This is a genomic window from Ensifer sp. VA4 (assembly GCF_055710065.1).
On sequence record NZ_JBVQPO010000006.1, the window covers coordinates 249799 to 273439 of the forward strand.

At 62.1% G+C, this 23641-nt stretch carries 16 protein-coding genes and 1 tRNA gene; 5 read left to right on the forward strand and 12 right to left on the reverse strand.

Annotated elements, in window-relative coordinates; translation table 11 throughout:
* Window positions 1-115 precede the first annotated feature (115 nt).
* Window positions 116-568, forward strand: coding sequence for a nuclear transport factor 2 family protein (locus tag AC0C6X_RS12595; protein ID WP_173516568.1), 453 nt, complete (start codon window positions 116-118; stop codon window positions 566-568).
* Here the strand turns inward: AC0C6X_RS12595 and AC0C6X_RS12600 are convergent.
* On the reverse strand, window positions 532-846 hold the full coding sequence (locus AC0C6X_RS12600; protein WP_173516567.1) for a chaperone modulator CbpM: 315 nt from the start codon (window positions 844-846) through the stop codon (window positions 532-534). The two genes, AC0C6X_RS12595 and AC0C6X_RS12600, sit on opposite strands and share 37 nt — an antisense overlap.
* Window positions 843-1763 carry a DnaJ C-terminal domain-containing protein gene (locus AC0C6X_RS12605; RefSeq protein ID WP_173516566.1) on the reverse strand — a complete coding sequence of 307 codons (921 nt, stop codon included), beginning with the start codon at window positions 1761-1763 and terminating at the stop codon, window positions 843-845. The genes AC0C6X_RS12600 and AC0C6X_RS12605 overlap by 4 nt, the downstream gene beginning before the upstream one ends.
* Window positions 1764-2030: 267 nt before the next feature.
* On the opposite strand from AC0C6X_RS12605, the gene AC0C6X_RS12610 reads away from it, so the two are divergent.
* On the forward strand, window positions 2031-2273 hold the full coding sequence (locus AC0C6X_RS12610) for a hypothetical protein (RefSeq protein WP_173516565.1): 243 nt from the start codon (window positions 2031-2033) through the stop codon (window positions 2271-2273).
* A gap of 217 nt (window positions 2274-2490) precedes the next feature.
* Window positions 2491-2613, forward strand: a complete 123-nt coding sequence (locus tag AC0C6X_RS12615; RefSeq protein WP_472953408.1) for a hypothetical protein — start codon at window positions 2491-2493, stop codon at window positions 2611-2613.
* Window positions 2614-2913: 300 nt separating this feature from the next.
* Here AC0C6X_RS12615 and AC0C6X_RS12620 read toward each other — a convergent pair whose 3' ends face one another.
* The 8 genes from AC0C6X_RS12620 to uvrA all read right to left on the reverse strand — a co-directional run bounded on the left by AC0C6X_RS12620 (window position 2914) and on the right by uvrA (window position 17742).
* Complete coding sequence (locus tag AC0C6X_RS12620; RefSeq protein ID WP_472953410.1) at window positions 2914-4233, reverse strand: glucoamylase family protein; 1320 nt, start codon at window positions 4231-4233, stop codon at window positions 2914-2916.
* 96 nt (window positions 4234-4329) lie between these two features.
* Window positions 4330-6792, reverse strand: a complete 2463-nt coding sequence (locus AC0C6X_RS12625; protein WP_472953412.1) for a phosphoketolase family protein — start codon at window positions 6790-6792, stop codon at window positions 4330-4332.
* Between the two features lie 210 nt (window positions 6793-7002).
* Window positions 7003-7668, reverse strand: coding sequence for a CBS domain-containing protein (locus AC0C6X_RS12630; protein ID WP_247958965.1), 666 nt, complete (start codon window positions 7666-7668; stop codon window positions 7003-7005).
* 232 nt (window positions 7669-7900) lie between these two features.
* Window positions 7901-7976, reverse strand: a tRNA-Ala gene (locus AC0C6X_RS12635).
* Between the two features lie 919 nt (window positions 7977-8895).
* Window positions 8896-12693 (reverse strand): vitamin B12-dependent ribonucleotide reductase, encoded by a 3798-nt coding sequence (locus AC0C6X_RS12640; RefSeq protein WP_472953413.1) that lies wholly within the window; start codon window positions 12691-12693, stop codon window positions 8896-8898.
* Between the two features lie 783 nt (window positions 12694-13476).
* Window positions 13477-14280 (reverse strand): DUF72 domain-containing protein, encoded by an 804-nt coding sequence (locus AC0C6X_RS12645; protein ID WP_173516558.1) that lies wholly within the window; start codon window positions 14278-14280, stop codon window positions 13477-13479.
* Between the two features lie 42 nt (window positions 14281-14322).
* Window positions 14323-14775 carry a GNAT family N-acetyltransferase gene (locus AC0C6X_RS12650; RefSeq protein ID WP_472953526.1) on the reverse strand — a complete coding sequence of 151 codons (453 nt, stop codon included), beginning with the start codon at window positions 14773-14775 and terminating at the stop codon, window positions 14323-14325.
* A gap of 45 nt (window positions 14776-14820) precedes the next feature.
* Entirely contained in the window at window positions 14821-17742 is a 2922-nt protein-coding gene (gene uvrA, locus AC0C6X_RS12655) for an excinuclease ABC subunit UvrA (protein WP_472953415.1), read from the reverse strand.
* Between the two features lie 279 nt (window positions 17743-18021).
* On the opposite strand from uvrA, the gene AC0C6X_RS12660 reads away from it, so the two are divergent.
* A complete protein-coding gene (locus AC0C6X_RS12660) occupies window positions 18022-18570 on the forward strand; it encodes a single-stranded DNA-binding protein (RefSeq protein WP_173516556.1) in 549 nt (182 codons plus the stop codon).
* Between the two features lie 106 nt (window positions 18571-18676).
* On the opposite strand, the gene AC0C6X_RS12665 is transcribed toward AC0C6X_RS12660, so the two are convergent.
* On the reverse strand, window positions 18677-19306 hold the full coding sequence (locus AC0C6X_RS12665; RefSeq protein ID WP_173516555.1) for a MarC family protein: 630 nt from the start codon (window positions 19304-19306) through the stop codon (window positions 18677-18679).
* A gap of 420 nt (window positions 19307-19726) precedes the next feature.
* Here AC0C6X_RS12665 and gyrA point away from each other — a divergent pair, with 420 nt between their 5' ends.
* Window positions 19727-22504: a DNA gyrase subunit A gene (gyrA, locus tag AC0C6X_RS12670; protein ID WP_247958970.1), complete on the forward strand. Its 2778-nt coding sequence runs from the start codon at window positions 19727-19729 to the stop codon at window positions 22502-22504.
* Between the two features lie 204 nt (window positions 22505-22708).
* Here gyrA and AC0C6X_RS12675 read toward each other — a convergent pair whose 3' ends face one another.
* Entirely contained in the window at window positions 22709-23638 is a 930-nt protein-coding gene (locus AC0C6X_RS12675; RefSeq protein WP_173516553.1) for a LysR family transcriptional regulator, read from the reverse strand.
* Window positions 23639-23641 lie beyond the last annotated feature (3 nt).

A 23641-nucleotide genomic window follows, 5' to 3' on the forward strand; every position in this document is an offset into this window, starting at 1 on the left:
AACGATAGCGAAATGGCAGCACTTGCCGCCAAAGAATCCCGAAGCACGACCTCATACTTGCGATATCGCTAAAGTGCGCGCACACTCGCCCTGATAGAAAACGGGGAGGCCTCCCATGACCGAGCGCAGCGTGCTGGAAAGCAGGGTGCGGGCCCTTTACAGCGCCCGCAATGTCAACGACCTCGATACCATAATGGCGCTGCTCGATCCCGACTTCAGCTTCCGCATCGTCGGGAACGCCAGGCTTGGCACGATGGCGCTCGCGGTCAACACGCCCGAGACCGTGCGCGGCAGTTTCCAGGCGCTCATAGAAAACTGGGACTTGAGCGAGATGGAGATGGTCGGCGCCTATGCTGACGGCGACACCATCGTCGTTCACCGCGCCGGCGTCGTTTGCTTCGTTCCCTCGCAAACCCGCGAACGGACCGAAATCATCGACAAGTTCACGTTCCGAAACGGCCGGATCATCGATCTGACGGAGTTCGTCGACACCTTGTTCGTCGCCGAAACGGTCGGGCTGCTGGACAGGGACTATTCGCCCTCAACCCTCGACAGGATGAGCCTTTGAACCTCCGGCTCCTGGGAGCGGATGGCGTCCATCAACTCGGCGAGGCGGCTGCGCAGGCCGTGGATCTGGTCGAGCAGCCGCATGGCGACGTCGACGCCGTTGTCGTTGACACCCATCGGGCCCGTCAGATCCTGGATCAGCCGGGCGCGGGCGAGGTCGGCCTCCTCGAAGAGCCAGCCGGCTTCAGCCTCACGCGGCATTAGCCAGCGCTGCTCGACCCAGATGCGCAGGACCTTCGCCTCGATATCCAGGTGTTCGCAGAATTCACGGTCGTTCATGCGTGCCCTCCCATGCCTTTGCGCGGGTCTTCCGTCTTTCCGGCTGCCCAGCTTTCGACGAAAGCGGACAACGCCGGGTCGGGGGTCTGCGGCAGCACGATCTTCAGGCTGACATAGGCGTCGCCATGGCCGCCGCCCGGCTTGTGCAGGCCCTTGCCCTTCAATCGCAGGGTCTTGCCGGTGTTGGAGTGCGGCGGGATCGTGACATTGACCGCCCCGTCGATCGTCGGAACCCGGATCTTGCCGCCAAGCACCGCTTCACTGAGTGAGATCGGCACCTCGTAGCGGACGTCGTCGCCATCGGCCGTAAACAGAGGATGGGGCCTGACGCGAATATCGATCAACGCATCGCCTGCCGGCGCGCCGTTGAACCCGGGCTCACCCTTGCCACGCAGCCGCAGCGTCTGGCCGTCGCGCGTGCCGGGCGGGATGGTAAGTTCGAGCGCCGGTCCGCCGCCCGGCAGGCTGATCTCGGTCTTGGTACCGTTGGCCGCATCGAGAAAGCCGATCTCCATGGAAAAGTGCTGATCGCGGCCGCGTCGACGTTGCTGCTGGCCGCCGCTGCGACGAGAAAAGAAGCTCGAGAAAATATCGTCCGCGTCGGCGAAATCCGAGAAACCATGCGCGTTCTCGTAGCGTCCCGCCGTATCGCCGGACGAGGCGTATTCGCGATAGTAGTGGCGGGGCGCAGTCTCCGCACCCGTCTCGTCAATTTCGCCGCGATCATATTTGCCGCGTTTCTCCTCGTCGCTGAGGAGGGCATAGGCTGCCGAAACCGCCTTGAAGCGGTCCTCCGCCCCTTTGTCTCCCGGGTTTAGGTCCGGGTGCAATTTCTTGGCGAGCTTGCGATAGGCGCTCTGGATGTCCTTCAGTGTCGCATCGCGGCTGACGCCGAGCGTTTCGTATGGGCTCGTCATGCGGTCTCCCTCAGGCGGCAACGATCGAGGGCGCATTGCCGACGCCCTGCGCGAACGGCCGCCATGCGTCTTCGATCACTCGCCTAAGAGCATAGGGCGGATTTTCCCGTGCGACAGGGGCAACGCGCTGTACGTGACGCATTGTCGCCGGCGCAGCCCGTGCGGCCGTGCCCTCGCGCCATTTCGCTTATTCGCGATCCCTGATAAAATCGGCGGCGGGAATTTCGTTCGAGGTGCGATGTGGCCTCGAAGCTCGGGGAGGTCGAAATGTCCGTCCGCCTGCAACTCGCCATCATGGTCGGCCTGATGATCAATGCGATTCTGTTCGGGATCGGCATCGTGACGGTTTTGTCGATCCCGGTGCTCGCCGATAACGCCAAGTATGCGATCCCGACGCTGGTCGTCGCCTGCTTTGTCACGACGCCATTCGTCGCCTGGATCATGGCGCCGCGGCTTCGCCTCAGATATTGGCAGGAGCGGGAGCAGGGGAACAAGCAGCAGTCGATCTAGTCCTCGCGCTCATCGATCGTTGACCACGTTTCACGTTCATCCATGAATTTCCGGGTGCGCGAGGCGCCAAGCGGATGCCGGCAAAATTTACATCTTCAACGATCAAGCGTTTTGTTATACCACCGACTGGATGCCGCTTGTCCCTTACGCTAAGCCTTATATACCCCACTAGTCTCAAGGACATAGCTGCCGCCAAGGCCCGAAAGGAATCGACTTCATGAGAACGATCGTATTGCTGCTCGCACTCGCCACCCTGGCCGCTTGCTCGCAGAACGGTGGTGGCCCGCGTTATGTTGGCGGTGACGGCGATTACTACCAGGGCATCGTCGCCCCCCGCTAAGAGCGACCGTTTTCCATCGATCCGTTGGCTGCTCCAAGCGTGCCTTCGCAAGAGGGAAAGGTCTGGGACAGCCTCTTTCAGGGGCCGGCGCTGGCCAGGCCGAAGTGGCAGGCTCCTGCGGTCTTCCGCGCACCGCGCCTGAGGCTGCACCGCGGAGCCCGGCGCAAGACGAACCGCTCAGTTGGGTGATGCGTCCAACGGCCATTCTCCCGGCAATCCAATATGGCTTCATAGAGGCCACACACAGCGCCTTCTGGTCGGCACTGGCTGTCCAGCCGAGTACCTTCGTTGGATTGGCCTTCAGAGCCAGCCGCCGGAGAAACCGGCTCGCCTCAACCCCACCACCAGCGGCCCGCATCGGCGCATGATGTTCCACAGCAGGCCGGTTCGGTAGTTCTCGATCATCAGGACAACCGGGCCCTGGTCGATGCCGAAGTGATAGGGGCTGACCCACCAGCCGGCTTCGGTTCCTTCCACCGGAAAGCTTCGATTGAAGGACGGCTTGAAGCCATAAAGCCTGGTCATGCCGAGATTCATGCGGGCAAAGTTCCGGACCGTCGGGATGACGATCTCCGGCGCGAACGGCAGCGAGGCGACGACGGCCCAGGGTGACACGGTCCCATCATCCGGGCCGAAGGGCGCGCCGCGGGCGAGGTAATCGAAGAACTCCCTTTCGCTGCCGTTCACGGTGCGCTTGGTCCAGCCCGGTCCGTCGCTTGCCGTGAAGCCCCAGCAATGCTCGCCGTAGCCGACGAAATTCAGCGGGTTGCGGATGGCATATTGCTGCTGGACGAAGGTCGCGTGCCGGCTGTTTTGGAAGTAGTCGCTGTTGTGCTCGCGCATGAAGGCGTCACGGATACCGCGGAAATCGATCCACATATGTGACAGCTGGTGCGTGAAGAGTGGGCCCGAATAGAGGAGCTCGCGACCATAGAGGTTCCGCCAGTCGTAGCTTTCGGTATAGGCGGTGTAGGCTTCCGCCGGCAGCGGACGGGTGGGGGAACCGAGGCCCAGGATGTAGAGAAGCAGGCCCTCGTCGTAACCGCGCCAGCGATAGGGAATGAAGCCGCTTTCCGGCCGCCAGCCATGCGTCAGCGTAAGTCCGTGATCGCAGGCCCAGTTCCAGTCGGCCCGTTCATAGAGCGCATTTGCCGAGCGGCGAATTTCGGCTTCGTCCGCCGCATCGCCATTCAAATAGGCGGCGACCGTCAGCGCGCCAGCGAAGAGGAAGGCGGAGTCGATCGTCGACAATTCGCATTCCCAAACGCGCCTGCCGGTCTCGATGTCAAGGAAGTGATAGAAGAAGCCCTTGTAGCCCGAGGCGTCCGGCTCCGGCCCCTGCGGGCATTGCAGCAGAAACTGCAGCCGTCGACGCGCGATCTTCGCGGCGAACTTGCGAATGACGATGCCCCGCTCGACCAGCACGGGGATCGTCGCAAGCGCCATGCCGATCGCCGCGATACTTGCGGGCGCATCTTCCTGAGTCTTGTCGCGCACGAGCCCGTTATCGGGATTGGTGCAATGCAGATAGTAGAGCAGGGTCGTGAACTGCAACCGGGCAAGGTCCTGCTCGGTCGGCATCCGGTTCAGTTCGGGATCTGTCGACAGCAATTCCGACATGGCCAGCCAGCCGCGATTACGACGAGGTTCATTCACCTAATGTGAGCGAGACGCCCCTGCCGGAGCGGCTCGGTCATCGATCTGGCAGCGCGCGCCTTAGACGTTATCGCCTTCCGTCGAGGTCGTCGGCTTTGCCTGCTGCGCATCCTTGACGCCCCATTTCCAGCCGCTGATCGACGGCATGTCGTCACCATGCTTTTCGATATATTCCCGATGCTCGATCAGCTTGGCTTGTATCGCCTGCTTGAAATAGGCGGCACGGGCGCCGAGCTGCGGCAAGCGGTCGATGACGTCGCCGGCGAGATGGAAACGATCGAGCTCGTTCAGCACCACCATGTCGAACGGCGTCGTCGTCGTGCCTTCCTCCTTGTAACCGCGCACATGCAGGTTGTCGTGGTTGGTACGGCGGTAGGTGAGGCGATGGATCAGCCACGGGTAGCCATGGAAGGCAAAGATGATCGGCTTGTCCCTGGTGAAGATGCCATCGAAATCGCGGTCGGAGAGGCCATGGGGGTGCTCTTCCGCCGGCTGCAGCTTCATCAGATTGACGACGTTGACGACCCGGACCTTCACTTCGGGAAGATGCTCTCGCAGCAATTGGACCGCGGCCAGCGTTTCGAGCGTCGGAACGTCGCCGCAGCAGGCCATGACGACGTCCGGCTCGCTGTTGGCATCATTGCTGGCCCAATCCCATATGCTGACGCCCATGCTGCAATGGCGCACGGCCTGCTCCATCGTCAGCCATTGCGGCCCCGGTTGTTTGCCGGCGACGACGACGTTAATGTAGTTGCGGCTGCGCAGGCAGTGGTCGGTGACGGAGAGCAGGGTGTTGGCATCCGGCGGCAGGTAGACGCGGATGACGTCGGCCTTCTTGTTGACGACGTGATCGATGAAGCCAGGATCCTGATGGCTGAAGCCGTTGTGGTCCTGCCGCCAGACATGGGAACTCAAGAAGTAGTTCAGCGACGCGACGGGCCGGCGCCAGGGAATCTCATTGCAGACCTTCAGCCATTTGGCATGCTGGTTGAACATCGAATCGATGATGTGAATGAAGGCTTCGTAGCAGGAGAAGAAGCCGTGGCGGCCGGTCAAGAGATAGCCTTCGAGCCAGCCCTGGCACTGGTGTTCGCTTAAGACCTCCATGATGCGGCCATCCGGTGAGAGGTGATCGTCCTCCGGATAGATCTCGGCCATGTAGCAGCGATTGGTGACCTCCAGCACGTCCTGCCAGCGGTTGGAATTGTTTTCGTCCGGGCTGAACAGACGGAAGTTCCTGGAGTCCATGTTGGACTTCATGACGTCGCGCAGGAACTTGCCCATGACACGGGCGGCCTCCACGGTCGTCGCACCCGGACGCGGAACGTCGACGGCATAATTCCGGAACGCCGGCATCTTCAGGTCGCGCAGCAGCAGGCCGCCATTGGCGTGCGGATTGTCGCTCATGCGGCGATGCCCCGTCGGCGCCAGCGCTGCGATTTCGGGCTTCAACCGGCCCTCGTCGCTGAAAAGCTCCTCGGGGCGGTAGCTCTTCATCCACTGCTCGAGGATGCGGATGTGCTCGGGCTTGTCCATTTCGCCCATCGGCACCTGGTGCGAGCGCCAGTAATCCTCGCATTTCTTGCCGTCGATCTCCTTCGGGCAGGTCCAGCCCTTGGGCGTGCGGAAGATGATCATCGGCCAGGCTGGCCGCTTCAGGTTACCCCTCACGCGGGCGTCGTCCCAGATCTGCCGGATCTCGGCCATGGCCGTATCGAGCACGCCCGCCAGTTGCTGGTGCACGCTTTCCGGATCATGCCCTTCGACGAAATAGGGCTTGTAGCCCATGCCCTCGAAGAACTTCTGCAACTCGTCACGCGGGATGCGGGCGAGGAAGCACGGGTTGGCGATCTTGTAGCCGTTCAAATGCAGGATCGGCAGGACGCAGCCGTCGCGGGCGGGGTTCAGGAACTTGTTGCCTTGCCAGCCGGTCGCAAGCGGCCCGGTCTCGGCCTCGCCATCGCCGACGATGCAGGCGACGACGAGATCCGGGTTGTCGAAGGCCGCGCCATAGGCGTGGCTCAGCGCATAGCCGAGCTCGCCGCCTTCATGGATGCTGCCGGGCGTTTCCGGCGCCACGTGGCTCGGTATGCCGCCCGGAAAGCTGAACTGCTTGAAGAGCCGCTGCATGCCCTCGGCGTCTTCGCCGATATCCGGATAGAACTCGCTATAGGTACCTTCGAGATAGGCATGCGCTACCAGCGACGGTCCGCCGTGCCCCGGCCCGATGATATAGATCATGTTGAGATCGTCGCGCTTGATCACGCGGTTGAGATGCACATAGAGCATGTTGAGGCCGGGCGAGGTGCCCCAATGGCCGAGCAGGCGTGGCTTGATGTGTTCGCGTTTCAGCGGCTCGCGCAGCAGCGGATTGTCGAGCAGATAGATCTGGCCGACGGAAAGGTAGTTGGAGGCTCGCCAATAGGCGTCCATCAGGCGGAGTTCGTCCGATGACAACGGAGTTGCTGAATGCGATTTTCCGGATGCCGTCTCTTTCATCGATGCCGTTTCAGGCGAAACCATCTGAACCTCCCGATCATTAGGACATTGCCTGGATTTCTCAGGCTCGCCGTGGTGAAGCCACTGCAGTCTTCTGAATTCGCTTCGGTCGATGCTGTCTCCCGGTGGCGGGCGGAAGGGTGGAACGCCTGTCTTCGGACGACAGCGGCAGGGATCGTCTTGCTATTTCAGTGCCGCGAACACCTGCGTGCCGCGGCGGTGTCAGGATGCGCTCTATTGCGGATATGGTTCCGAGAAATGCTCGACCACGGCCCGAACGCCGCGGACATTTTCCGCAACGATCCGCGCGGCTCGCCGGCACTCGGCCGTCTCCACATTGCCCCAGAGATGGACGATGCCGTCGGTCACAGCGACCTTTATATCCAGCCCTTCGACGCCGGTATTCTCGCCGAGGCGCACGAGAATGCTGCGCCGGATGGCTTCATCGCCTGCGGCCGTCTCGTCCTGCTTCGCTGACAAAACCGCCTGCAGCAGGTCGGCGCGGCTGACGATGCCGACCAGAATGCCGTTTCTGAGGACGGGAATGCGCTTGATGCCGCGCTCCTGCATGACCGCCGCCACACGCGCCACGGAAGCACCCTCATCGATCGTCACCGGATCGACTGTCATCGCGTCGCCGACCCGCCAGGAGGACCGCCGCACATAGGCGTTGGCACGATCGTCGGCGGCGATCGTCGCGTCCACCATCGGCACACCGCCCCCGAGTTCGGTCCGACGGATGAGATCACCCTCGCTGATCAAGCCCACCAGCCGGCCCTCATCGTCAACGACGGGGAGGCCGCTGACGTGATTGTCGAGCATGATCCGGGCTGCCTGTCTGACGCTGTTGTCAGGGGATAGCTTGACGACCGATGTCGTCATTACATCTTTGACGCGCATGTCGATCCAACCCCGAATAGGACCTTGGTACCGTCATCAGCGGGCGTAAGGTAAACCTATCGCGGTTGTTCGACAACCGGTTGGCGCGATGCAATTTCAATGGAGGCACAAACAAGCTGCATCTTCCAGGAGAAGACACATTCTGCCGGCGCTTACTGTGAGAGCACGAGATTGTCACCCGTGTCTTACGAACAAACTGTCACCTATGTCTTCGGGTCGGACACTTAGGTCTTGGTGGAGCCGAAGGGAGTCGAACCCTCGACCTCCGCAGTGCGATTGCGGCGCTCTCCCAACTGAGCTACGGCCCCATCCCAAGTGGGATCATGTACAAATCTACGGTCTTTGCAAGGGCAACGGCAGCAGACCTTGGTCCGTTCAGAACGTAAGAGGGCGAGGCGGGTCATCCGCCGATCGTGGCGTTGGTCTCAGAGTCACGTAGCAGGACGGCAAAAGCGGGCAGGCCCGCCATGCCGCTATGCGTGTCGTTATAGCGTCCAGCGTGGCGACGATGCCGCGGAGGTCGTCCGGGTCTTCGAGAATGATATCAATGATCGGGGTGGACATCCTGAGAACTCGGTTCGCAACTGAAATCGGCGGCCGACTCGGCCACCTTCGCGTCGATCAACAAACTCGGGGTATCAAACCGGACTTAATCTCTTAGAGGTTGCTAGGGCTGCTACTGTCATAAGTATGGCAGGAAAAACACCATAGACGACACCAACAAGAACGTCTTCGATATTATAATCACCTGAAAATAATTGCGGCAGACTATAGTCTGAAAAATCGTATGTGATGTAGCAAGGAGTGGCGCCTGTAGCTAATACACCCCAGGCGAGGCCTCTATTAATAAAGAGCAATAAAAATGATACGCAGAAGGTGCCTATATTACATCCCAGCTCTTTCGTGGACCATTTGTATGGTCGCGGCCTCATGAAGCCGAAGTAACAAAAGATTGCTATCGGAATAATCAAAAAAGGGGGCGCTCAGCATTGCCCCAACTTGGAAGCTACCTGTGTCCCCTTGCGTGCAGGTCTCGGAATAGCCGAGCGCTTGCAGAACACACGCCACCACTGTTGATACGAATGCTGCCCCCATCCACAAGCTCACGACCTCGCCTCTGCCGAGCAGCGCGTGACATTTTTAACGGCTCAATCTGTCTCGCACTATGGGCTCCGTGACATTTGTACGGAGCCCACCATCCTCCACCCACACTCGTCTGCGATCTGCTTAGCTGCAGCCGCTCGTCGCGCCGCAGGTGTCGCACTTCTCGCAGGTGCCGTTGCGCACCATCGTGAAGTTCTGGCACTCGGAGCACATGTTGCCGGTGTAGCCCTGCATGATCGAGCGGGCGCGGCGTTCGGCTTCCACCTTCTTGGCGTCAGCCTTCGCCGATGCCGCTTCCGCAGCGGCCTTGTCGGAGAAGAGCGCAGTCACTTCCTGCTCGACCTCAGTGGCGATCTCTTCTGCGAGTTCCGCGGCGCGCTCTTCGTATTCGCGCTTGAAGGCCACGACTTCAGAGCTTGCCGCAGCCGTTGCCGGCTCGAGCTTGCGGGCCGTGTTGCCGGCAATCGCCGTCACGGTCGCGCCGGAAGAGGCGCGGGCAGGGGCGGCGGTTGCGGAGCCCTTCGGCTCGCTGGCCGTGCGGTCGCTGGAGCCGCCGACGATGGTCGGCTTGTAGCCGCGGGTCCAGCCGGTGGAGATCAGGTTGGTCTTGCCTTCCTGGATGCCCTTGCCGAGCGCGGTGTTGCCGAAATCGGAGGTGTCGACATGGGCGAGGTCGTGGCGGCCCAGGTAGGAAACCGCGAGCTCGCGGAACACGTAGTCGAGGATCGACGTCGCGTTCTTGATCGCATCGTTGCCCTGAACCATGCCGGCCGGTTCGAACTTGGTGAAGGTGAAGGCCTCCACATATTCTTCGAGCGGCACGCCATATTGCAGGCCGAGCGAGATGGCGATGGCGAAGTTGTTCATCATCGCACGGAAGGCAGCACCTTCCTTGTGCATGTCGATGAAGATCTCGCCGAGGCGGCCGTCACCGAATTCGCCGGTGCGCAGATACACCTTGTGGCCACCGACGACGGCCTTCTGGGTGTAGCCCTGGCGGCGGTTCGGCAGTTTCTCGCGGGCGCGGATCACCTTTTCGATGACACGCTCGACGATCTTCTCGGTGATCGTGACGGCCTGGGCGGCGGCAGGTGCCTGGATCAGATCCTCCAGCGCATCCTCGTCCTTGTCGTCCTCGATCAGCGAGGCATTCAGCGGCTGCGACAGCTTGGAGCCGTCGCGATAGAGGGCGTTTGCCTTCAGCGCCAGCTTCCAGGAAAGCATATAGGCGTTCTTGCAATCCTCGACCGTCGCCTCGTTCGGCATGTTGATCGTCTTGGAAATCGCGCCCGAGATGAACGGCTGGGCCGCCGCCATCATGCGGATGTGGCTTTCGACCGAGAGGTAGCGCTTGCCGATCTTGCCGCAGGGGTTGGCGCAATCGAAGACCGGCAGGTGCTCGTTCTTGAGGAACGGCGCGCCTTCAAGCGTCATGGCGCCGCAGACGTGGATGTTGGCCGCTTCGATGTCCTTCTTCGAGAAGCCCATGTGCTCCAGCAGGTTGAAGTCCATCGCGCCGAGCTGTTCGTCGGTGACCTTCAGCGTGCCCTTCAGGAAATCGGCGCCGAGCGTCCACTGGTTGAAGACGAACTTGATGTCGAAGGCGCTCTTCAGCGCGGCGTTGACGGCTTCCACCTTCTCGTCGGTGAAGCCCTTGGCCTTCAGCGTCGTCGGGTTGATCGCCGGCGCCTGGTTCAGGTTGCCGTGGCCGACTGCATAGGCTTCGATCTCGGCGATCTGGCTCTCGCTATAGCCGAGCGAACGCAGCGCTTCCGGAACGGCGCGGTTGATGATCTTGAAGTAGCCGCCGCCGGCGAGCTTCTTGAACTTGACCAGCGCGAAGTCGGGCTCGATGCCAGTCGTGTCGCAGTCCATGACGAGGCCGATCGTGCCGGTCGGCGCAATCACGGTCGCCTGGGCGTTGCGGTAGCCGTGCTTCTCGCCGAGTTCCAGCGCCTTGTCCCAGGCGCTCATGGCGTGGATGACGAGGTCCTGGTCCGGATTATCGGCGTGGATGAGCGCGACCGGGTTGACCGAAAGTGCCTCGTAGCCGGTCGTCTCGCCATAGGCGGCGCGGCGATGGTTGCGGATGACGCGAAGCATGTTTTCGCGATTCGGCGCAAAGCCCGGGAACGGGCCCAGCTTCTCAGCCATCTCGGCGGAGGTGGCGTAGGAAATGCCGGTCATGATCGCGGTGAGGGCACCGGCGATGGCGCGGCCCTCGGCGCTGTCATAGGGGATGCCCGAGGACATCAAGAGACCGCCGATATTGGCGTAGCCGAGGCCGAGCGTGCGGTATTCGTAGGAAAGCTCGGCAATCTCGCGGGACGGGAACTGCGCCATCATCACCGAGATTTCGAGAACGATGGTCCACAGGCGCACGGCATGTTCGTAGTCGGCGATGTTGATGCGCTTGGTCGCCGCGTCCTTGAACATCATCAGGTTCAGCGAGGCGAGGTTGCAGGCGGTGTCGTCGAGGAACATGTATTCCGAGCACGGGTTCGACGCGCGGATCGGGCCGGCGGCCGGGCTCGTGTGCCAGTCGTTCATCGTCGTGTTGAAGTGCAGGCCCGGATCGGCGGACGCCCAGGCGGCGTAGGAGATCGACTCCCAGAGGTCACGAGCCTTCAGCGTCTTCAGAACGCGGCCGTCCTTGCGGGCGGTCAGGTGCCAGTCGCCATCAGCCTCGACGGCGCGCAGGAAGTCGTCCTTGATCGAGACCGAGTTGTTGGAGTTCTGGCCCGAAACCGTGAGGTAGGCTTCCGAATCCCAATCGGTGTCGTAGGTCTTGAATTCGAGGTCCTTGTAGCCCTGCTTGGCGAACTGGATGACGCGCTGGACGTAGTTTTCCGGAACCAGGGCCTGCTTGGCAGCGCGGATCTCGCGCTTCAGCGCCGGGTTCTGCTTCGGGTCATAGCAGGCATCGTCGGTGCCATCGCAATTGACGCAGGCCTTCATGATCGCCTTCAGGTGCTTGGCGACGACCTTGGAGCCGGTGACAAGGGCTGCAACCTTCTGCTCTTCCTTGACCTTCCAGTTGATGTATTCCTCGATATCCGGATGGTCGATGTCGACGACGACCATCTTGGCGGCGCGACGGGTGGTGCCGCCCGACTTGATGGCGCCGGCGGCGCGGTCGCCGATCTTCAGGAACGACATCAGGCCCGAGGACTTGCCGCCGCCCGAGAGCTTTTCGCCTTCGCTGCGCAGGTGCGAGAAGTTGGAGCCGGTGCCGGAGCCGTACTTGAACAGGCGCGCCTCACGCACCCAGAGGTCCATGATGCCGCCTTCGTTGACGAGATCGTCGGCGACCGACTGGATGAAGCAGGCATGCGGCTGCGGGTGCTCGTAGGCGGACTTGGACTTCGTCAGCTTGCCGGTGAAGGGGTCGACATAGAAGTGGCCCTGGCCGGGGCCGTCAATACCATAGGCCCAGTGCAGGCCGGTGTTGAACCATTGCGGCGAGTTCGGCGCAACGCGCTGGGTGGCGAGCATGTAGGCGAGTTCGTCGCGGAAGGCGGAGGCGTCTTCTTCCGTGTCGAAGTAGCCGCCCTTCCAACCCCAATAGGCCCAGGTGCCGGCCAGGCGATCGAAGACCTGGCGGGCATCGGTTTCGGAACCGTATTGCTCTTCTTTCGGCAGCGCCTTCAGCGCATCCTGATCGGGAACCGAGCGCCAGAGGAAGGAGGGGACATCGTTCTCCTCGACGCGCTTCATCTTGGCGGGAACGCCAGCCTTGCGGAAATACTTCTGGGCGAGAATGTCGGCAGCGACCTGGCTGAACTGCGCCGGGACGTCGATATCGGCAAGGCGGAAAACGATCGAACCATCGGGGTTCTTGATCTCACTCGTAGCCTTGCGGAATTCGATCTCCGCATAGGCGGATTGCCCGGCCTTGGTGAAACGACGTTCGATCTTCATTGTCCCTGGTCCTTCGTGTTGCCTAGCGCCCGCCACAGGCGCAATTGTCCCCGCCCGGCCGCGAGGGGCATCCCGCAGCCAGTCTCAGCTTCCGTCATTGGAGAGAAACCCATAACTGGGTGACCCTGTATCTTGTGAGATAGGCTGACTGCAAGCACTAAATATAGTGTTAACAGCTGATTTATGCCAGCCAATTGTTGCTCAAGCGGGCCACAAAGATCGCACAACAATCCTCACGGCGACCGCATGGTGAAATCCATGACTGCCGCCTGTCAGAACCGACGATTTGGTGAGATGAACCGGGCGCTCAACAATCCGGTCCGCCGCCGTCGCAACGTGAAATCCATTAACCGTGAATCGTCCGGGGGCGTCAAGGGGTGGTTTGTGACGGAAGTTTGAGCGCTAGATGTTGTGTGGGCCGACTGTGGAAAACGGGGACATCGGCCAACCCCATGAAAATCAGGCACTTCCAGAGGTTGCCTGCGAGACTGCCGCAACGGCGAGCGCGAAATCAAAAAATTGACGGGTAAAAAACTGCATAAATACCATCCCCAACGGTACCCTCGGTTGCACTTGCGGAAGCGATGTGGGGTGAACGTGGTGATTCGCGTCTTGCGCCTTGAGGCCGTTGGGCTTTTTGGCTCCCGCGGCGCAACGCCGACACCGCTTGGAGCGGCTGTTCCGGCCTCGCTGCGCGCCGATGACGCCGGCCCGGGCACAAGGACTGGTAGGTTGGCGACGGGTGAGCGGGATCAGGCACGTGCACTGATCCCGCCTTGGACCTCAATCGACGCGTTTCTGCAACTCACGGGCACCGTTCGGCGCATTCACCTTGCCCTCGGTGATGAAGTAGGCGAACACGTCGCGCGGCTCCTTCGCGACCTTGCGCTCCGGAGCGCTCTTGTCGAGCCCGCTCGGCTCGTCGCCGCTTGCGAAGGCCTTGGCGCGCTCGGCCCAGAGGTCGAGCTTGTCGGCCGCATAGCAGGTCTCGATGTCGTCGCTGCCCTTCTGCAGGCGGAGATAGACGAAATCGGCGGTAACGTCGGCGATCATCGGATAATCCGCGTGTTCGGCGAGCACCACGGCAACGCCGTATTTCTCCAGCAGGGCCACGAATTCCGGAACCTGGAAGGTGGGATTGCGGACCTCGACCACGTGGCGCAGCGCAAGCCCGTCCTGCTTCTCGGGCAGAAGTTTCAGAAAACCCTCGAAGTCGTCGGGTTCGAACTTCTTTGTCGGCGCGAACTGCCAGAGGATCGGCCCGAGATGGGGGCCGAGTTCGGTCAAGCCTTGCGTCAGGAATCGCTCCATGGATTCACCGGCTTCCGAGAGAACCTTGCGGTTGGTGACGAAACGGCTCGCCTTCAACGAAAAGATGAAATCCTCGGGCACTTCGGAGGCCCACTTGGCGAAGGTCTCGGGCTTTTGCGAGGAGTAATAGGTGCCGTTCACCTCGATCGCGCGAAGCTGTTTGCTTGCGTATTCGAGCTGGCGCTTCTTCGCGAGCCCGCTCGGATAGAAGGTGCCCTCCCAGGGCTCGAAGGTCCAGCCGCCGATACCAACGCGGATCTTTCCGGATTTTGCCATGCCATCCTCCTCGACAACGGTCATCGCTTGACCGCGTGCTTTTCAGTCTTTGATCGATTTCGTCATGTCCACGAGCGTCCACCCTGGACGATAGGGATTGGGTCTGCGACCCGTTTCTTGAAATCCATAGGCGCGATAGAGCGCGATGTTTCGCTCCATGCGTGAATTGGTATAGAGCCGCACCTCCGGCAAGTTCCACTCGGCGGCCTTGCCATCCAGGAATTGCAGGAGTTCGATACCGAGCCCCTGGCCCTGACAGCCAGGCTCGACGGCAATGCTGAAGATCAGCAGGTGATCGGCGTGCCGCTCGAAGACGGCAAGCGCCACGACAACATCATCTCGCTCCCGAAGCCAAACCTCGCCGCTGACAATGCGTGGGCCGTAGTCCTCGGTGACCGGGAGCGGCGGCCCGCCAAGAAGCGCCCGGTAGGGCTCGTAGGCCGCCTCGGTCAGGCTTTGCACAGCAGCCAGATCCTCCAGACGAGCAGGCCGCATCATGCCGCGATCACTCCTTGCGGTCGCCGATCGGCGTCGAGGCGATCACTCCGCCGCCTCGACCTTCTTCATCGGCCGGCGCTCGAGAAGCTCCTTCAGGAACTGGCCGGTATAGGAGCGCTTCTCCTTGACCACCTCCTCAGGCGTACCCTTGGCGATGACCTCGCCGCCGCCATCGCCACCTTCGGGACCGAAGTCGATGATCCAGTCGGCGGTCTTGATGACCTCGAGATTGTGCTCGATGACGACGACGGAATTGCCCTGGTTCACAAGTTCATGCAGAACTTCAAGAAGCTTGGCTACGTCATGGAAATGCAAGCCGGTTGTCGGCTCGTCGAGAATGTAGAGCGTACGGCCGGTGGAGCGCTTCGACAGTTCCTTCGCCAGCTTGACGCGCTGGGCTTCACCGCCTGAAAGCGTGTTTGCCTGCTGCCCGACCTTGATGTAGCCGAGGCCCACCTGGTTCAGCGTCACCAGCTTGTCGCGCACGGCGGGGACGGCGGCAAAGAACTCCACGCCTTCCTCGACCGTCATGTCGAGCACGTCGGCAATGGACTTGCCCTTGAAGTGCACGTCGAGCGTTTCGCGGTTGTAACGCTTGCCGTGGCAGACGTCGCAGGTGACGTAGACATCCGGCAGGAAGTGCATTTCGATCTTGATGACGCCGTCGCCCTGACAGGCCTCGCAGCGGCCACCCTTGACGTTGAACGAGAAGCGGCCCGGCTGGTAGCCGCGTGCCTTTGCCTCCGGCAGACCGGCAAACCAGTCGCGGATCGGCGTGAAGGCGCCGGTATAGGTCGCTGGGTTGGAGCGCGGCGTGCGGCCGATCGGCGACTGGTCGATGTCAATCACCTTGTCGATATGCTCGAAGCCATCGATGCGGTCGTGCTCCGCCGGGTTCTCGCGCGCGCCCATGATACGGCGGGCAGCGGCCTTGTAGAGCGTTTCGATCAGGAAAGTCGACTTGCCGCCGCCGGACACACCGGTCACGGCGGTGAAGACACCGAGCGGGATTGAGGCGGTGACGTTCTTCAGGTTGTTGGCGCGGGCGCCGACGACGGTGATTTCCTTCTTCTTCTTCGGCTTACGACGTTCCGAGGGAACCGCGACCGAAAGCTCGCCGGAAAGATACTTGCCGGTCAGCGATTTCGGATTGGCCATGATGTCCGACGGAGACCCTTGCGCGATGACCTCGCCGCCATGGATGCCCGCGGCCGGGCCGATGTCGACGACATAATCGGCCGTCAGGATCGCGTCCTCGTCGTGCTCGACGACGATCACGGTATTGCCGATATCGCGCAGATGCCGGAGCGTTTCGAGCAGGCGGGCGTTGTCGCGCTGGTGCAGCCCGATCGACGGTTCGTCGAGCACGTAGAGCACGCCCGTGAGGCCCGAGCCGATCTGCGAGGCAAGCCGGATACGCTGGCTTTCACCGCCCGAGAGGGTTCCGGAGTTGCGCGACAGGCTGAGATATTCGAGGCCGACGTCGTTGAGGAAGCGCAGACGGTCGCGGATCTCCTTGAGGATGCGGACGGCGATTTCGTTCTGCTTGGTATTGAGATGCGCCGGCAGCGCCTCGAACCAGTCGCGCGCAACGCGGATCGACATCTCGGTGACCTGACCGATGTGCAGCTTGTCGATCTTGACCGCCAGCGCCTCGGGCTTCAGGCGGAAACCGGCGCAGGCCGGGCAGGGGGCGGCCGACATGTAACGTTCGATCTCTTCGCGCGCCCAGGCGCTATCGGTTTCCTTCCAGCGGCGCTCGAGATTGGGCACGATGCCTTCGAAATTCTTGGTGGTGTTGTAGGAGCGGGCGCCGTCCTCATAGTGGAAGACGATCTTCTCTTCCGTTCCGTGCAGGATCGCATTCTGCGCGGCCGAAGACAATTCGTTCCAACGGTTACCGAGCTTGAAGCCGAAGGCCTTGCCGAGCGCCTCCAGCGTCTGGTTGTAGTAGGGCGAGGACGACTTGGCCCAGGGCGCGATCGCGCCGTCGCGCAAGGTCCTGTGCTCCTCCGGAACGATCAGCGCCACGTCGATCTTCTGCTGGCTGCCGAGACCGTCACAGGTCGGGCAGGCGCCGAAGGGATTGTTGAACGAGAACAGGCGCGGCTCGATCTCGGAGATCGTGAAACCGGAGACCGGGCAGGCGAATTTTTCCGAAAACAACACGCGCTCGTGGGTCTCGTTCAGCGACTTGTTGGCCGAGCCGCCTGCAGCCGTTTCTTCCGGCGGCAGCGGCTTGTCGGCGAATTCGGCAATCGCAAGCCCGTCGGCCAGCGTCAGGCAGGTCTCGAGGCTGTCGGCGAGGCGCGAAGCGAGATCCGGCCGCACGACCACGCGGTCGACCACGACGTCGATGTCATGCTTGTACTTCTTGTCGAGCGGCGGAACTTCGGCGATCTCGTAGAAGGTGCCGTCGACCTTGACGCGCTGAAAGCCCTTCTTCATCAACTCGGCGAGTTCCTTCTTGTACTCGCCCTTGCGGCCGCGAACGAGCGGCGCGAGGATATAAAGACGCGTGCCTTCGCCAAACTCCAGCACCCGATCGACCATCTGGCTGACGGTCTGGCTTTCGATCGGCAGGCCCGTCGCCGGCGAATAGGGCACGCCGACGCGCGCGAAGAGCAGGCGCATATAGTCGTAGATTTCCGTGACCGTGCCGACCGTCGAACGCGGGTTGCGCGAGGTCGTCTTCTGCTCGATAGAAATCGCCGGCGACAGGCCGTCGATCTGGTCGACATCCGGCTTCTGCATCATCTCGAGGAACTGGCGCGCATAGGCCGACAGGCTCTCGACATAGCGGCGCTGCCCCTCGGCATAGATCGTATCGAAGGCGAGCGAGGACTTGCCAGAGCCGGATAGGCCGGTCATCACGATCAGCTTGTTGCGCGGCAGATCGAGGTCGATGCCTTTCAGATTGTGCTCACGCGCACCACGAATGGAGATGGTCTTGAGTTCACTCATCGGAAGCCAGCTTTTGCATGTCGGTTGAAAGCCCCCTATGTAATGACGCTAACGCCCATGTCGAGGCGCAATCGGCAAAAGAGGCGGCCAATTCGAGTCGGTTGACAGGATCATAGCCAAATACTAGAACAAAGAAAGAACAAATCGCCCATAAAACGACCAAAACTGTTGTGGATTATGTGCGAGGCGGGGCGTATCGGCGGCATCTGGCCGCTAAGATGCGCGCTCTTGAAATTCCAAGCCGGGCCTAAGGTCCGGTGAAACCACGGGAAAAGCAACATGGCTGGAAGCGTCAACAAGGTGATCTTGATCGGAAATGTCGGGGCAGACCCGGAAATCCGGCGCACGCAGGACGGCCGGCCGATCGCCAACCTGCGCATCGCAACCTCGGAATCCTGGCGCGACCGCAACAGCGGCGAGCGTCGTGAGAAGACCGAATGGCACACCGTCGTGGTCTTCAACGAGGGCCTCTGCAAGGTCGTCGAGCAATATGTGAAGAAGGGCGCCAAGCTCTACATCGAAGGCGCGCTGCAGACCCGCAAGTGGCAAGACCAGAACGGCAACGACCGCTATTCCACGGAAGTCGTGCTGCAGGGCTTCAACTCGACGCTGACGATGCTTGACGGCCGCGGCGAGGGCGGCGGCTCCGGCGTCAGCCGTGGTGGCGGCGGCGACTTCGGCGGCAGCAGCTACGGCGGTGGCGGCGGCGGTTACGACGATTACGATCAGCCGCGCCAGTCGTCCGGCGGCGGACGCTCCGGCGGCCAGGGTGGCCAGGGCCAGGGCGGCGGCTTCTCGCGCGATATGGACGACGATATTCCGTTCTGATCGTTGTAGCCAACCCGCACTGTTTCAAACGCCGTGTCCGTTTGGGCACGGCGTTTCTGTTTGTACGGAAACCACCGTCGTCTCGCGATGACTTCAGATCGTCGGCCTAGAGGGCCATGGCGGATTTGACACCGTCGACGACGAACTGGACGGCAAGAGCCGCCAGGATGACGCCGAGCAGGCGGGTCAGGATGGCCCGGCCGGTGACGCCGAGAAACCGGTCGATGCGCTCGGCGATCACGAGCGCCAGGAAGAGGCTCAAGATCGACAGCGCGATGACGATGATGAGCTGCGTGCGCTCCACGGCCGTCGGAAACGAGCCGGCAAGCAGGATCGTCGCCGAGATCGCGCCTGGCCCGGCAATCAAGGGCAGGGCGAGCGGGAAGACCGCGATGTTGTGGATGTGGTCCTTGGCGGTTGCGTTCTCGCCGGTCTTTTCCTTGCGTTCCTGCCGCTTCTCGAAAATCATCTCGAAGGAGATCCAGAAGAGCAGCAGGCCGCCGGCGATGCGGAAGGCGCCGATCGAGATGCCGAGCAGACCGAGAATGCCATTACCGAAGAGCGCGAAGGCGGCGAGAATGAAGAAGGCGATCAGCGAGCCGCGCGTGGCCACCTGAAAGCGCTCCTGCCGGCTGAGGCCGACCGTCAGGCTCAGGAAGATTGGCGCGAGGCCGGGCGGATCGAGGGTGACGAGAAGCGTGGTGAGCGCATTGACCAGGAGGTCGATATTGAACATCCGTTTCCCCTTCCGGATTCGCCCCGGGTTTTCCCGGTGGCATGGGGCATTGTTAGGCAAGCCGCGAGCGCTTGGAAAGAGGGCGGCAAACAAAGTCTCAGCAATGACTTAATGAGCAATTCCTTGCGGCGAGCGGCCCGCAAATGCGCGGCGCCGCGGCGATTGGCGGCGGGGGTCTTCCGATTTGCCGCGCAATGCCCTAGAAAAGCCTCCTCCGGCGGCAAAAGACTGTTCACAACTGCCGCATGGCTCGCCGGCTCCTGATCTGGATCACCGAGCGAATCATGCAGTGAATCAAAACGTTACAGTGAAATCTTCACACTTGGGCGGACGAGTGGTGCCGTGGGCCGCAAATTGGCGATTCCGGTGGCAATCCGCTATAAATATCCGACTGATTCTGAACAAAGATCGTGATCACCATTGACTGAGCAAAGCACTCCCGGCGGCGGAAAAACTCCGCCAGGCATTGAGCCGATTTCCATCATCGAGGAAATGCAGCGGTCCTATCTCGATTACGCGATGAGCGTCATCGTCAGCCGCGCGCTTCCCGACGTGCGTGACGGTCTGAAACCCGTGCACCGCCGCATCCTCTACGGGATGAGCGAGCTCGGCATCGACTGGAACAAGAAATACGTCAAATGCGCCCGCGTCACCGGGGACGTGATGGGTAAGTATCACCCGCACGGCAACGCCGCGATCTACGACGCGCTTGCACGCATGGCGCAGGATTGGTCTCTGCGCCTGCCGCTGATCGATGGCCAGGGCAACTTCGGTTCCGTCGACGGCGACCCGCCGGCAGCGGAACGCTACACCGAATGCCGCCTGCAGAAGGCAGCGCATTCCCTGCTCGACGACCTCGACAAGGAAACGGTCGACTTCCGCGACAACTATGACGGCACCCTGCAGGAGCCGTCCGTCGTTCCCGCGAAGTTCCCGAACCTGCTCGTCAACGGCGCCGGCGGCATCGCCGTCGGCATGGCGACGAACATCCCGCCGCACAATCTCGTCGAAGTCATCGACGGTTGCGCCGCGCTGATCGACAATCCGGCGATCGAATTGCCGGAACTGATGGAAATCATCCCGGGGCCGGACTTCCCGACCGGCGCGCTGATCCTCGGCCGCTCCGGCATCCGCTCGGCCTACGAGACCGGTCGCGGCTCGGTCATCATGCGCGGCCGCGCCCATATCGAGCCAATGCGCGGCGACCGCGAGCAGATCATCATCACCGAGATCCCGTTCCAGGTGAACAAGGCGACGATGATCGAGAAGATGGCCGAACTGGTGCGCGAGAAGCGCATCGAGGGCATCTCCGACCTGCGCGACGAATCCGACCGTCAGGGCTATCGCGTCGTCATCGAACTGAAGCGCGACGCCAATGCCGACGTCATCCTGAACCAGCTCTACCGCTATACGCCGCTGCAGACCTCGTTTGGCTGCAACATGGTGGCGCTGAACGGCGGCAAGCCCGAGCACATGACGCTGCTCGACATGCTCAGGGCCTTCGTTTCGTTCCGCGAAGAAGTCGTTAGCCGGCGCACGAAATACCTGCTGCGCAAGGCGCGCGACCGGGCCCATGTGCTCGTCGGTCTCGCCATCGCGGTCGCCAATATCGACGAAATCATCAAGCTCATCCGCCATGCGCCAGACCCGCAGACGGCGCGCGAGCAACTGATGGAGCGTCGCTGGCCGGCCCATGACGTCGAGAGCCTCATTCGCCTGATCGACGACCCGCGCCACCGCATCAACGAGGACGGCACCTACAACCTCTCGGAAGAGCAGGCCCGCGCCATCCTCGACCTGCGCCTGCAGCGCCTGACCGCGCTCGGCCGCGATGAAATCGGCGACGAACTCAACAAGATCGGCGAGGAAATCAAGGATTACCTCGACATCCTGTCGTCGCGCCTGCGCATCATGTCGATCGTCAAGGAAGAGCTCATCGCCATCCGCGACGAGTTCGGCACACCGCGCCGCACCGAGATCATGGAAGGCGGCCCGGACATGGACGATGAGGACCTCATTGCCCGTGAAGACATGGTCGTGACCGTCTCGCATCTCGGCTACATCAAGCGCGTGCCGTTGACGACCTACCGGGCGCAGCGTCGCGGCGGCAAGGGCCGTTCGGGCATGGCGACCAGGGACGAGGATTTTGTTACCCGGCTATTCGTCGCCAACACCCATACGCCGGTTCTGTTCTTCTCCTCGCGTGGCATCGTCTATAAGGAGAAGGTCTGGCGCCTGCCGATCGGCACGCCGCAGTCACGCGGCAAGGCGCTGATCAACATGCTGCCGCTGGAGCCCGGCGAACGCATCACCACCATCATGCCGTTGCCGGAGGACGAGGCGACCTGGGAAAACCTCGACGTCATGTTCTCGACGACCCGCGGCACGGTTCGCCGCAACAAGCTGTCGGACTTCGTCCAGGTCAACCGCAACGGCAAGATCGCGATGAAGCTCGAGGAAGAGGGCGACGAGATCCTGTCCGTCGACACCTGCACGGAGCATGATGACGTCATGCTGACAACGGCGCTCGGCCAGTGCATCCGCTTCCCGGTCGACGATGTGCGCGTCTTTGCCGGCCGCAACTCGATCGGTGTTCGTGGCATCAACCTCGGCGACGGCGACCGCATCATCTCGATGGCGATCCTTGGCCATGTAGACGCCGAACCGTGGGAGCGCGCTGCCTATCTGAAGCGTGCGGCGGCAGAACGACGCGCGACGAACGGCGACGAGGAAGAAATCGCGCTGGTTGGCGAGGAAGTCACCGATGGCGGCGAGCTTTCGAACGAACGCTACGAGGAACTCAAGGCACGCGAACAGTTCGTGCTGACGGTCTCGGCCAAGGGCTTCGGCAAGCGCTCGTCATCCTACGACTTCCGCACCTCCGGTCGTGGCGGCAAGGGCATCCGTGCCACCGATACGTCGCGGACCGCGGAAATCGGCGAGTTGGTCGCAGCCTTCCCGATCGAAGACAACGACCAGATCATGCTCGTCTCCGATGGCGGCCAGTTGATCCGCGTTCCGATCAATGGCGTCCGGCTTGCGAGCCGCGCGACCAAGGGCGTCACCATCTTCTCGACCGCCAAGGACGAGAAGGTCGTTTCGGTCGAGCGCATCAGCGAGCCAGACGGCGAAGACGAAGGCGAGGAGGCAGCGGTCGACAACGGCGTGCCGGAAACGCCAGCCGAATCCGAGGGCTAACCGCCACGCGATCGACTAACCCAAGAAATTTGAGAGCCCGTCATCTTGGCGGGCTCTTCTCTTGTCTGATTTGAAGCTGCCCTTCGCGACGATCGCAAACTTGCTGAAGGAAGCGGGGTCTGTTGGGCGCGATCCGCGCTCGTGCTCGACACGGTGGACGCGGATGGAGGCGATGTCTCCATCGTCAGGCGGGCAACCACTGCGCTAGGCGGAAGCATCGCCGTCCTCTGCCGCAGGTGCCGCTCCGCGAATGTAGTCGCGCAGCCCCTTGGCCAGTGCGTCGAACGTGACGCGGCAGCGCGGCGCCGACTTCAGGTTCTCGTGCATTACCAGCCAAGTATCGAGTTTCATCTCGAAGAGGCCCGGCAGCACCGGGAGAAGATTGGGGTCGCGCGCCGCCAGGCCGTTCTGGCAGATGCCGATGCCGAAGCCGGCGCGGATCGCGGCCAATTGGGCAAGGTTGCTGTCAGCCTTCAGCGCAAAGCCTGCCGGCGGCAGTTCGGGCGAGCGCGCGATGATCGCCCGGATTGCCGCGGTTTCCCGGTCGTAGCCGATCAGGCTGTGATCGGCGAGATCGGTCAGTGCCTGAGGCATACCGCGCCGCGCGATGTAACGGCGGTGGGCGTGAAAGCTGATGGGGACGACGCCGAGGTGGCGGGCGATCAAGGCATCCTGCGCCGGCGCGACCATGCGCACCGCGATATCCGCCTCCTGGCGCAACAGATCTTCGACCGCATCGGACGCGGAGAGTTCGATCGTCAGTTCCGGATAGTCCTCGTGCAGTTGCGCCAGGATCGGCGGCAGGACCTCGATGCCGATGACCTCGCTGGCACTGATGCGCACCGTACCGCTGACGGCATCACGCTGGCTGGACGCGGCCCGCAGGAGCGCCGCCGATGTCGCGGAAAGCGTCTCGGCATAGGGCCTGAGCGCCAGCGCGGCTTCGGTCGGCAGCAGGCCGTGCGGAGACCGCACGAAGAGCGGATAACCAAGGGATGCTTCCATCGCATCTATGTGCCGGCCGATGGTCGGCTGCGTCAGGCCGAGCTCGCGGGCGGCCGCGGACAGCGATCCCTCCCGTAACACCGCGAGAAAGCTTCTGTAGAAATCCCAGCTCAAATCCAGTTTGCTCATACA